Source organism: Marinibacterium sp. SX1, assembly GCF_050389775.1.
Lineage (GTDB): Bacteria > Pseudomonadota > Alphaproteobacteria > Rhodobacterales > Rhodobacteraceae > Marinibacterium.
The window spans coordinates 67,692-79,715 of the sequence record NZ_CP177146.1 but is presented as its reverse complement, the minus strand read 5'-3'; the positions used below and the strand labels follow the sequence as shown (position 1 = coordinate 79,715).

Here is a 12,024-nt window from a genome sequence, read left to right as displayed (position 1 = left end):
TACAACGTGCCGCACGCCGCCCGAATCTGCTCGGCCGGCCCGGCGCGTCAGCCAGGTCCAATCTGCCCACACCAACCGTAGGGAACGTCATGAGCTTGTACACAGACTACCTAACCGAGATCGAGACGCGCAAAGGCGAAGGTCTGCATCCCAAGCCCATCGACGATGGCGCGCTGGTGGCAGAGCTGATCGCCCAGATCGAGGACACCGGGAACGCGCACCGCAAGGACTCGCTGAACTTCTTCATCTACAACACCCTGCCCGGCACCACGAGCGCCGCAGGCGTCAAGGCGGCCTTCCTCAAGAAGATCATCCTGGGCGAATCCGTTGTTGCCGAAATCACCCCCGATTTCGCCTTTGAACTGCTGTCGCACATGAAGGGCGGCCCCTCGGTCGAGGTCCTGCTCGACCTGGCGCTTGGGGATGATGCCGATATCGCCGCCAAGGCCGGTGACGTCCTGAAAACCCAGGTCTTCCTCTACGAGGCCGACATGGCCCGGCTGAAATCGGCGCTGGACGCGGACAATGCCGTGGCCCGGGACGTGCTGGAAAGCTATGCCAAGGCCGAGTTCTTCACCAAGCTTCCCGACGTCGACGAAGAGATCAAGGTTGTCACCTACATCGCCGCCGAAGGCGATATTTCGACCGACCTCCTGTCGCCGGGCAACCAGGCCCATTCGCGGTCGGACCGGGAACTGCACGGCAAGTGCATGATCTCGGAAAAGGCCCAGAAGGAAATCGAGGCGCTGAAGCTGCAGCACCCCGACAAGCGCGTCATGCTGATCGCCGAAAAAGGCACCATGGGCGTGGGCTCGTCGCGGATGTCGGGCGTCAACAACGTGGCGCTGTGGACCGGCAAGCAGGCCTCGCCCTACGTGCCCTTCGTCAACATCGCCCCCGTCGTGGCCGGCACCAACGGCATCTCGCCGATCTTCCTGACCACCGTCGGCGTGACCGGCGGCATCGGGCTGGACCTGAAGAACTGGGTCAAGAAGCTGGGTGAAGACGGCAAGCCGCTGCTGAACAACGAAGGCAACCCGATCCTCGACCAGAAATATTCGGTCGAGACAGGCACCGTGCTGACCATCGACACCAAGTCCAAGACCCTCAAGAACGAGGCCGGCGACGAAGAGCTGGTCGACGTGTCCTCGGCCTTCACGCCGCAGAAGGTCGAATTCATGAAGGCCGGCAGCTCCTACGCCGTGGTCTTCGGCAAGAAGCTGCAGACATTTGCCGCCGAAACCCTGGGCGTCGAGCCCACGCCGGTCTTTGCACCGTCCAAGGAAGTGTCGAACGAAGGCCAGGGCATGACGGCCGTCGAGAAGATCTTCAACGCCAACGCGCTTGGCGTGACCAAGGGCAAGCCGCTGCATGCCGGGTCGGACGTGCGGGTCAAGGTCAACATCGTGGGCTCGCAGGACACCACCGGCCTGATGACCAGCCAGGAGCTGGAAGCCATGGCCGCGACCGTGATCTCGCCGACCGTCGACGGCGCCTACCAGTCGGGCTGTCACACCGCGTCGGTCTGGGACAAGAAGGCCCAGGCCAACATCCCGAAACTCATGAGCTTCATGAACAATTTCGGCCTGATCACCGCGCGCGATCCCAAGGGCTCGTACCACGCGATGACCGACGTGATCCACAAGGTGCTCAACGACATCACCGTCGATGACTGGGATGTCATCATCGGCGGCGACAGCCACACGCGCATGTCCAAGGGCGTGGCCTTTGGCGCCGATTCCGGCACCGTGGCCCTGGCCCTGGCCACCGGCGAGGCAACCATGCCGATCCCGGAATCGGTCAAGGTGACCTTCAAGGGCAAGATGGCCGATCACATGGACTTCCGCGATGTCGTCCATGCCACCCAGGCCCAGATGCTCAAGCAGCATGGTGACAATGTCTTCCAGGGTCGCATCATCGAAGTGCATATCGGCACGCTGCTGGCCGACCAGGCCTTCACCTTCACCGACTGGACGGCCGAGATGAAGGCCAAGGCCTCGATCTGCATCTCGGATGACGAGACCCTGATCGGCTCGCTCGAGCTGGCCAAGCACCGCATCCAGGTCATGATCGACAAGGGCATGGAAAATGCGGCCGGCACCCTGCAGGGGCTGATCGACAAGGCTGACACGCGCATCGCCCAGATCCGGTCGGGCGAAAAGCCCGCCCTGGCCCCCGATGCCAATGCCAAGTACTTTGCCGAGGTTGTCGTCGACCTGGACCTGATCGACGAACCGATGATTGCCGACCCGGATGTCAACAACGCCGATCCATCGCGCCGCTATACTCACGACACCATCCGTCCCGTGTCCTATTACGGTGGCGAGAAGAAGGTCGACCTGGGCTTCGTGGGCTCGTGCATGGTGCACAAGGGCGACATGAAGATCGTCGCGCAAATGCTCAAGAACCTTGAGAAAACCAACGGCAAGGTCGAGTTCAAGGCACCGCTGGTCGTGGCTGCGCCGACCTACAACATCATCGACGAGCTCAAGGAAGAAGGCGACTGGGAGATCCTGCAGCGCTATTCGGGTTTTGAATTCGACGACATGTTCCCCAAGACCCAGAACCGGACCGAGTACGAGAACATCCTCTATCTCGAACGCCCCGGCTGCAACCTGTGCATGGGCAACCAGGAAAAGGCCGCCAAGGGCGACACCGTCCTGGCCACTTCGACCCGCCTGTTCCAGGGCCGCGTGGTCGAGGATGCCGCCGACAAGAAGGGTGAATCGCTGCTGGCGTCGACCCCGGTTGTCGTGCTGTCGGCCATCCTGGGCCGCACGCCCAGCTCGGACGAATACAAGTCGGCCGTCGAAGGCATCGACCTGACCAAGTTCGCCCCGCCGCTGGACAAGCCGGCGAACACCCGTTCGGCCCATTTCTGACGGGGTCCGGCCGGGCCATCGCCCGGTCCCGCAACATCAACAGCCGCGCCTCTTTCCGGGGGCGCGGCTTTTTCGTGGCCGGTGGTCCGACATCGTAGGATGGGTGCAAGCACCCATCCTACCCGTCGCGCGGGACGGCAATGACGGCGCACAAATGAAATCATCCGACATTCGGCAACACTTTCGGCATTCGACGAGAATATAGGATAGCTTACGACCATGACCTGCCGGAGCCGCCCATGACGCCCAAGACCTTCTTTGCCGATCTCGACGGAGAATCCGTCGGTGACACCGCCCTGCGCCGCATCCGGTCGGACATCATACGGGGCCAGCTTCGACCGAATGAACGGCTCAAACTCGACGGCCTGCGCACGGCCTACGGCGTCAGCGTCACCACCCTGCGCGAAATCCTCAACCGTCTGGTTGTCGAAGGCTTTGTCGTGGCCGAGGGCCAGCGCGGGTTCGAGGTCGCCCCGGTCAGCGAAGCCGACCTGCGCGACATCTGCGAATTGCGCCTGCTGCTCGAATGCCACGCGCTGCGGCGGGCCGTGCAACTTGGCACGCTGGACTGGGAAGCCCACGTGGTATCGGCCCATCACAAGCTGCAATCGGTCGAAGCCAAGCTGATCGGCGGCGCGCCGTCATCGGTCGAGCAATGGGTGCAGTTCGACTGGGATTTTCACCATGCCACCGTCTCGGCCTGCGACATGCCCGCGTTGATGGCCACCCATTCCAACGTCTTCGACCGATACTTGCGGTATCACCTGCAAGCCCTTGATTTTCGGGGAAAACCCGCAGCCGACGAACACCGCAAGCTGCGCGACCTGGTCATCGCTCGCGACGCTGACCAGGCCGTTGCCCTGCTGACCTCGCATGTGCGCGCCGGGATGGAACACATCCTGGCCACGGGCCGCTTCACCTGATCCGCGCGGGGTGGCTCAGCCGGTCCCGGACAACCGCTCGGCCGAGGCCTGGCCGGAAATCATCTCGCGCAGCAGGCGCAGCGCATGGGGGTATCCGGCCGCGCCACCGCCGGCCATGACCATCGTGGCATGGGCCGACACCAGCGAGTTGTGATACATTGGCTCGCGCCGGTGAATGTTCGAAATGTGATACTCGATCAGCGGGTGCGGGTACATTTTAAGAGCGTCCATCACCGCCATGGAATAGAATGTGAAAGCCGCCGGATTGATCACCAGGCCGCAGGACTGGTCGGTCGCCTCGTGGATCCAGTCGATCAGGCAGCTTTCCGAATTGGTCTGGCGAAACACCAGCCCCTCGGGCCCGGCGGCCTGGCGACACAGGGCCTCGATCTCGTCCAGCGTCGTGGTGCCATAGATCGCGGGCTCCCGCTGGCCCAGCCTGTTGAGGTTCGGGCCGTTCAGCACGTAGACCGGCTTCAGCATATTCCGTCCTTCCTGGCCGTCATGCGGCCGATGCGGGCCGGCGATCCTGTCGCCGACCCGGCCAGCCCCGTTCAGAGGCCGTTGATCCGATCCAGCATGCCCTCGGGCCAGTCCTTGGACAGGTCCGACCCGAGATACATCTCCTGCGCATGGGCGCGGAAGGCATCGACATCGGGGGTGGAAATGGTCAGCCCCTCGGATTCAAAGAACGCGCCCAGCTCGGCTTCCTGCGCCAGGTGCTGCTCTGTGCTCCAGGCGATGGCCGCATCGGCGGCGGCCTGAAGCGCGGTCTGCTGGTCGGGCGACAGGGCCGTCCAGGCATCCCGCGAGATCACCAGCAGGTCATAGGCCACCAGGTGCGACGTGCGCACGATCTGATCCATCACCTCGTAGAACTTCATGTTTTCCACGTTGGGATAGGGGTTGTCCTGGCCGTCGATCGCGCCGGATTGCAGGCCGGTATAGACCTCGGCATAGGCCATCGGCGTGGGGTTGGCGCCCAGGGCCTGGCCCAGGAATTGCCAGGCATCGCCCCCGGGCATGCGCAGCTTGACGCCGGCCATGTCGGCGGGCGTGGTCACGCTGCGATCGCCTTTCAGCCCGACCTGCCGGGTGCCGAAATAGGTTGGCCCCAGGATGTGGATGCCCAGTTGCTCCTCGGCCATGGCCTTCATCTCGGCCCCGGCCTCGCTGTCGAAAAAGGCCGCCAGGTGCGCGGCGTCGCGGAACAGGTAGGCCGAGGTCAGGATCGAAAAGGCCGGGATCTGCTTGGCGATATCCTGCGGCGCGACATTGCCCATGGTCAGGTTGCCGCGCTGGATCGCCGTGATCTCAGTGCCCTGCTTGAACAGGTTGCCGCCGAAATAGAGCTGCAGGTCGGCGATATCGGCGATGTCGGCCTTGAACTGGTCCATCATGCCGGCGCGGATGTCCTGCTGCGAGAACACGGCCGAGAAGGTGTATTCGGGCACGTCCTGCCCCAGCGCAGGCAGCGCCGCGCCAAGCGCCAGGGCCGCGCCGGCAAGGCTGGCCATCAGGGTTCTGCGTGTGGTCATTCTGGTCCTCCCATTTATGCCATACGTTTTACGAATCGTATGATGATATGGGATTCGTATTTCAATAACCGCAGCCTGGCAATTCCGGGGCGCATGGTGGACCGGCCGGTGGGTGATCCATGAGCGAGGGGTATCAGGGCAATGCCCGGCCCCGGGCTGGTGCGGTGGTCGGCCGGGGGTTACCTGTGGGACAGGACCGAAGCACAGGAGAGTTCCCATGAAGATCACGCGCGCGGGCAGCGCCCCGTCGAACAAGGGCCCCGAGGATTGGTTCACCGGCACCGTGCGGGTCGACCCGCTGTTTGCCGCCGAGGCGCCGGGCCGGGTGGCCGGGGCACATGTGACCTTTGAGCCGGGCGCCCGCACGGCCTGGCATACCCACCCCGCCGGACAGACGCTGGTCGTGACCTTCGGGCGCGGGCGGGTCCAGCGCGAGGGCGGGCCGGTGGAAGAGATCCGCCAGGGCGATATCGTCTGGTTCCCGGCCGGCGAAAAGCACTGGCACGGCGCGGCGCCCGACACCGCGATGAGCCACATGGCGATCCAGGAAGCGATCGACGGCACGACTGTGACCTGGATGGAAAAGGTGACCGACGCCGATTACGACAGCTAGGCGCCCGTCCCGGGCGGTGTGGTCCGGCGCAGGCATTCTGGCCCGCCTGTCCGATTGCCTGCCAGAGTGACTGTGCGACCTGCCAGGCCGCCTGCCTGTTCGATTGTCCGTGTGTTCACCCGCGAAATGTAGCATCGATCGGGACGCGGCGGATTCGGCGCTCCGGTGGCCCCCGCCCGACCTGTTGCCGCACGCACGGAGGCCCCGGCCATGATGCCCGACGAGAACACCAGCCTGTGGACCCGGACCTGTGACGCCCGGATCGCAACAACCCCGCTGGACCGGGATATCGAGGTCGACTTGGCCGTGGTGGGCGGTGGCTTTACCGGCTGTTCAGCGGCCCGGGCGGCGGCGGCCGATGGCGCGCGGGTGGCCCTGGTCGAGGCGCGGACCATCGCCCATGGCGGATCGGGGCGCAACGTGGGCCTGGCCAATGCCGGGCTGTGGCTGCCGCCCGAAACGATCATGGCCCAGATGGGCGAGGCCTCGGGCCGGCGCCTGCTAGACGCGCTGGCCGCCGGGCCGGCCCGGGTGTTCGACCTGATCGAGGCCGAGGGCATCCCCTGCGAAGCCACGCGCAACGGCACGCTGCACCTGGCCCATGCCCCCGCCGGGCTGGCCGATCTGCGCGAACGGTTTCGCCAGGGCAACGCGCTTGGCGCGCCGCTGGCGCTGCTGGACGAGGCGGAGACCGCCCGGCGCACGGGCTCGCCGGCCTTTCACGGCGCGCTTCTCGACCCCCGGGCCGGCACGGTCCAGCCGCTGGCCTATTGCATGGGCCTGGCCCTGGCCGCCCAACGGGCCGGGGCCATGGTGCACGAATCCACGCCCGTCGACACGATCACCCATGCCAACGGGGCCTGGACTCTGACGGCCAATGGCCACCGGCTGCGGGCCGGGGCGGTTCTGGTGGCGACCAACGGTTATCACGCCGGGCTGCGCGGCGTACCCGCGCCGCGTCATGCGACGGTGCATTACAGCCAGTTCGCCACGGCCCCCTTGCCCGAGACCGCCCGCGCCCGGGTGCTGCCCGGTGGCGAGGGCTGCTGGGATACCGCGCTGGTCATGACCTCGGTGCGCGTCGACCGGGCCGGGCGGCTGATCGTCGGCAGCATGGGCAACATCGACGGGCCCGGCCGGGCGATCCATGCCAGCTGGGCCCGGCGCAAGCTGGCGCGGCTCTATCCCGACCTGGCCGGCACCGCGATCGAGACCAGCTGGCAGGGCCGCATTGCCATGACGGCCGATCACGTGCCCAAGGTCGTGTCCATCGGTCCGCGCGGCTATTCGATCTTTGGCTATTCCGGCCGGGGCATCGCGCCCGGCACGGTCTTTGGCGAGGCCGCGGCCCGGGCCCTGCTGGCCGATGCGCCCGACGCCCTGCCGATCCCGGTGCAGGACCGCCACGACGAGGCCCTGACCGGCGCCAAGACGGCCTATTACGAGTTCGGCGCGACGGTGGAACATGCCATCCGCCCGGCGCCCTTCGGCTAGGTCGCGCCGGGTGGGCCGGCCAGCGGGCGAAAGCTGACCTGGTCGATCAGCCAGTCGCGAAACCCGGCCACGGGCGCGGCGCGGCCTTCGGGGATGACGATGTAATAGCCCATGTCGGTGGAATGCGGCCGGTCGAGCACCTGGCGCAGCTCGCCGCGCTGCAATTCGGTTTCGATCAGGTAGAGCGGCAGCAGGGCATAACCCATGCCCGCGCGCACCGCCTCGACGGCGAGGGCAAATTCGTCGACCCAATGGCCGCGCCCGGCATCCTCGGGAGCCAGGTCCTGGCGGGCGAACCAATCGGCCCAGAGCGCCGGCCGTTCCGACAGGTGGACCCGGGGCGCGTCGACCAGGTCACCGGGCGCGTCGACCGGCCGGTCGATCAGGGCGCCACCGGCGACAGGCACCAGGATTTCGCTGCAGAGATAGGTGCAGGTGGCCTCGGGCCAGGCCGGGTGGCCGTAATGGATGGCCAGGTCGCAATTCTGGGCCTCGAGGTCAAAGATCCCCCGGCGGGTGGTGACATCGACATGCAGGCCGGGATGGCGGGCGACATAGCGGGCCAGCCGGGGCATCAGCCAGCGTTCGGCAAAGGTGGGCAGGGCGTTGATCGACAGGATGCTGTCCTGGGCGGCAATGGCCGTGGCCCGGCGCATGGTGCTGTCTGCCAGGCCCAGCAGGCGCTGGACCTCGGGCAGGAACCGGGCCCCGGCGCGGGTCATGGCCACCCGCCCGCCCAGCCGTTCGAACAGGGCATGGCCCAGCTGGTCTTCCAGCTCGCGGATCTGGCGGCTGACGGCGCTTTGGGTCAGGGCCAGCTCCTGAGCGGCGCGGGTGAAATTCCCGTGCCGGGCCGCGGATTCGAAGGTCTGAAGGACCTTCATGTCGGGCAGGTATCGGCGTTGCAGGGTCACGGGCGGCGGGTGCTTTCGGCCAGGGGCGTGGGGCGGCGACAGGGCGGGCCATGCGGGGCCGGCCCGGATCGCCGCAATCTGGCAGCGCGAGGCCGGGGCGGCAAGGGGCAGGATGCGCATCGGGCATGGGGGTATCCGCAATGGGCATTTTGCAAGCCCGGCGCCGGGGCGTAGCCTTGGGCCGAACGCGGCCCGGCCCGTCGGCCGGCCCATCCGGGAAAGGACATGACATGACCCAGAGCACCGACCTGCGCCAGATCACCCGCGACACGATGACGGCCTGCGGCGCGCCGCAGGACCTGGACGTGGCCGGCGGCCTGGCCGTTGTCTCGCCCGTGACGGGCACGCCGGTGGCCAGCCTGGCCGAACACGGCCCCGCCGATGCCGCGGCGGCGATCGAGCGCGCGTCCCGGGCCTTTCGCGCCTGGCGCATGGTGCCCGCCCCGCGCCGGGGCGAGCTGGTGCGGCTTTATGCCGAGGAATTGCGCAAGGCCAAGGACGACTTGGGCCGGATGGTGTCGATCGAGGCCGGCAAGAGCCCGTCCGAAGGGCTGGGCGAAGTGCAGGAGATGATCGACATCTGCGACTTTGCCGTCGGCCTGTCGCGCCAGCTCTACGGGCTGACCATTGCCACCGAGCGGCCCGGCCACCGGATGATGGAAACCTGGCATCCGCTGGGGGTCGTGGGCATCATCACGGCGTTCAACTTCCCCTGCGCGCCCTGGTGCTGGAACGCCGCGCTGGCCTTGGTCTGCGGCGATCCGGTGATCTGGAAACCGTCTGAGAAAACCCCGCTGACCGCGCTGGCCTGCCAGGCCGTGCTGGACCGGGCGCTGGCCCGGTTCGGCGATGACGCGCCCGAGGGGCTGAGCCAGGTGCTGGTCGGCGGCCCGGCCCTGGGCGAGGCGCTGGTCGACAGCCCATCCGTGGCGCTGATCTCGGCCACCGGCTCGACCCGGATGGGGCGCATCGTCGGTCCCCGGGTGGCGGCGCGCTTCGGCAAGTGCATCCTGGAGCTGGGTGGCAACAACGCGGGCATCGTCTGCCCGTCGGCCGACCTGGACATGGCGCTGCGGGCCATTGCCTTTGGTGCCATGGGCACGGCCGGCCAGCGCTGCACCACGATGCGCCGGCTCTTTGTCCATGACAGCATCTTCGACCAGATCGTGCCGGCGCTGAAAAAGGCCTATGGGTCGGTCACCGTGGGCAACCCGCTGGACAGCCAGGCCCTGGTCGGGCCGCTGATCGACGGGGCGGCCTACGAGGCCATGCAATCCGCCCTGGCCGAGGCGGCCGGGCTGGGCGGGGCCGTGACCGGGGGTGAACGCCAGGACGTGGCCGGCGAGGCGGCCTATTACGTCAAGCCCGCCCTGGTCGAGATGCCCGTTCACGACGGCCCGGTCCTGCGCGAGACCTTCGCGCCGATCCTCTACGTGATGCGCTACAGCGATTTCGACACCGTGCTCGACCAGCACAATGCCGTGGGTGGCGGGCTGTCCTCGTCGATCTTCACGACCGACCTGCGCGAGATGGAAACCTTCCTGTCGGCCCGGGGGTCGGATTGCGGCATTGCCAATGTCAACATCGGCACCTCGGGCGCCGAGATCGGCGGGGCCTTCGGCGGCGAGAAGGAAACCGGCGGCGGGCGCGAAAGCGGTTCGGATGCCTGGCGGGCCTACATGCGCCGGGCGACCAACACGATCAACTATTCCCGCGAACTGCCCCTGGCCCAGGGCGTGGTCTTTGACATCGACTGACCGGCCGGCCGATCGCGCGGGCCGGATGACGGCCCGCGCAGGCGGTGGCCTCAGAACGGCACGGCCACCTGAAAGAACACCCGCGTGCCGGGATCGTCCATCCCCGCCTCGACATCCCAGGGCGTGGCGGCGACCAGCTGGACATGCGCGCGCTCTGCCAGCATGAAGCTGACCCCCAGCCCGACCGAGCCCAGCGTGCCGCGTTCCTGGTCGGGCGTGACATCGTTGTTCCAGACCACGCCGTAATCGGCAAAGCCGGTCAGGGTGAGCATCGGCAGGGCGTCCAGACCGGTCTCGAAATCGCGGCTGAGCTCGATTGCCGTGGCCGCCCCGCTGTCGCCGGCCAGCGCGCCGCCGTCAAAGGCCCAGCCATAGGGATCGCCGCCCAGCGAGACCTGGGTCGCGGCCGGCAGGGGCCCGGGGGCATATTGGCCCACCGCCCGAATGCGCAGGCCGAAATCCGCGCCCAGCGGACGGCCGTAATCCAGGTCGACCCGGCCAAAGCGGAAATCCGACGGCACTCCGGGGCGCGAGACATCGACGCCCAGGCCCTGGTTCAGGCTGCCGCTGACCTCGATCGCGCCCTTGTCCAGCTGGCGGTCATAGCTCAGCTCGGCCGTGGCCCAGCGGGCCCGGCTGCGGTCGACCCGGGTGCCCATGGCATCGATGTCGTCGTTGCGCAGGTTGACCTCGAACGAGGCGAAAAGGCTCTGTTCCTGGCTGCGCAGCAGGGGATAGCGCAGGTAGGCCGTGCCGATCACCGTCTCGATCTTGATGTCGTCATGGCGGTATTCGCCGCTGGGCCGGGTGGTGACATGGGTAAAGGTATACCCCGCGCTCAGCCCGTCATGGCCGATGGGAAAATCCTGGCCGATCTGCAAGAGCGCCAGCTCGTCCGGCGAATTGGGCACCGTGACGGCCACCAGCGAGGTTGTTTCGTAAAGCCCCAGCAGGTCGTTGACGGCATAGCTGGCCGACAGTTCCAGCGGCCCGACATCGCTGGTGCCCAGGTTGTCAAAGACCACGGCCCCGGTCTGGCGGGTGAACCCCACCTCAAGCCGCAGCTTGCCGCCGCCGCTGGGCCGGTCGGGCGGGATGAACAGCCCGTCGATGGCCAGCCCGCCCAGGTCGGCCATCAACAGCAGCACCCGTTCGGCCTCGGCGATGCGGATCGGGCGCATGGCGGTGATCCGGCGGATATAGGGCTCCAGGCGCTGTTCGATGCCGGGAATGTCGCTGACGATCTCGACCGTCTCGACATAGCCTTCATAGACCCGCAGCGAGACATGGCCGGTGGCATAATCCTGTACCGGCACGACGGTCAGCGAGAAATACCCGGCCCGGACATAAGCCGCGTCGACGGCCTCGGCCATGCGGTAGAGATCGGCCAGGCTGATCTGCTGGCCGATGCGGTCCTGCCAGATCGGCTCGATATTGGCCAGGGGCACGGTGCCACCGCCATCCAGCCGCACCGAGCGCAGGGTGAAGCGGATCTGTTCGGCGCGGTCCTCGGGCACGCGCTTGCGCTGGTCCTGGACAGCCAGGTCGACGGTGCCGACCTTGGGCGGCGGGGTGAAGCGCTGCAGGATGGTGGTCTGGCCGGCGACGGCCTGTTCGACACCTCCGGCGCTTTGCGCCCGGGCGGTGCCGCCCAGACCGGCACTCAGACCGGCCGCCAAGGGAAGGGCGGCGACCAGCAGGCCGGCCCGCCGGACAGGATGGCGCGGGCGCGATGCCCTGCCCGTTGCGCGTGTCGTCATGCCCCTTGCCCTTTTCTTTGTCCGGCCCATCGCCCCTGATGCGGCTTAGGCGGTTGCGGCCTTGTTGTCACGCATTGCCACGCGATGCGCCCTTGCCGATGTGCAGGACACCGACAGACTTGAAACAAAACACAAATCACAGT

The 12,024-nt window shown here is 67.2% G+C and carries 9 protein-coding genes; 5 read left to right on the top strand and 4 right to left on the bottom strand.

Annotation, left to right across the window (positions count from 1 at the left end; translation table 11 throughout):
• The first annotated feature begins 89 nt into the window (after positions 1-89).
• Positions 90-2,882 (top strand): bifunctional aconitate hydratase 2/2-methylisocitrate dehydratase, encoded by a 2,793-nt coding sequence (locus ACK3BB_RS22950; RefSeq protein ID WP_428929210.1) that lies wholly within the window; start codon positions 90-92, stop codon positions 2,880-2,882.
• Positions 2,883-3,121: 239 nt separating this feature from the next.
• Complete coding sequence (locus ACK3BB_RS22945; RefSeq protein WP_428929209.1) at positions 3,122-3,805, top strand: GntR family transcriptional regulator; 684 nt, start codon at positions 3,122-3,124, stop codon at positions 3,803-3,805.
• A 15-nt stretch (positions 3,806-3,820) separates the two neighbouring features.
• On the opposite strand, the gene ACK3BB_RS22940 is transcribed toward ACK3BB_RS22945, so the two are convergent.
• Both ACK3BB_RS22940 and dctP read right to left on the bottom strand, forming a co-directional pair.
• Positions 3,821-4,288 carry a type II 3-dehydroquinate dehydratase gene (locus tag ACK3BB_RS22940; protein WP_428929208.1) on the bottom strand — a complete coding sequence of 156 codons (468 nt, stop codon included), beginning with the start codon at positions 4,286-4,288 and terminating at the stop codon, positions 3,821-3,823.
• Positions 4,289-4,359: 71 nt separating this feature from the next.
• Entirely contained in the window at positions 4,360-5,343 is a 984-nt protein-coding gene (dctP, locus tag ACK3BB_RS22935) for a TRAP transporter substrate-binding protein DctP (protein ID WP_428929207.1), read from the bottom strand.
• 217 nt (positions 5,344-5,560) lie between these two features.
• On the opposite strand from dctP, the gene ACK3BB_RS22930 reads away from it, so the two are divergent.
• Together ACK3BB_RS22930 and ACK3BB_RS22925 are read left to right on the top strand one after the other, a co-directional pair.
• A complete protein-coding gene (locus ACK3BB_RS22930; protein WP_428929206.1) occupies positions 5,561-5,956 on the top strand; it encodes a (R)-mandelonitrile lyase in 396 nt (131 codons plus the stop codon).
• 210 nt (positions 5,957-6,166) lie between these two features.
• A complete protein-coding gene (locus ACK3BB_RS22925; protein WP_428929205.1) occupies positions 6,167-7,450 on the top strand; it encodes an NAD(P)/FAD-dependent oxidoreductase in 1,284 nt (427 codons plus the stop codon).
• Here ACK3BB_RS22925 and ACK3BB_RS22920 read toward each other — a convergent pair.
• Positions 7,447-8,364 carry a LysR family transcriptional regulator gene (locus ACK3BB_RS22920; RefSeq protein ID WP_428929204.1) on the bottom strand — a complete coding sequence of 306 codons (918 nt, stop codon included), beginning with the start codon at positions 8,362-8,364 and terminating at the stop codon, positions 7,447-7,449. The genes ACK3BB_RS22925 and ACK3BB_RS22920 overlap by 4 nt on opposite strands.
• Positions 8,365-8,636: 272 nt before the next feature.
• Here ACK3BB_RS22920 and amaB point away from each other — a divergent pair, with 272 nt between their 5' ends.
• The gene (amaB, locus tag ACK3BB_RS22915) at positions 8,637-10,121 is read left to right on the top strand and encodes an L-piperidine-6-carboxylate dehydrogenase (protein ID WP_428929257.1); all 1,485 of its coding nucleotides are present in this window, start codon (positions 8,637-8,639) and stop codon (positions 10,119-10,121) included.
• Positions 10,122-10,171: 50 nt separating this feature from the next.
• On the opposite strand, the gene ACK3BB_RS22910 is transcribed toward amaB, so the two are convergent.
• Entirely contained in the window at positions 10,172-11,881 is a 1,710-nt protein-coding gene (locus ACK3BB_RS22910) for a ShlB/FhaC/HecB family hemolysin secretion/activation protein (RefSeq protein ID WP_428929203.1), read from the bottom strand.
• Between the last annotated feature and the right edge of the window lie 143 nt (positions 11,882-12,024).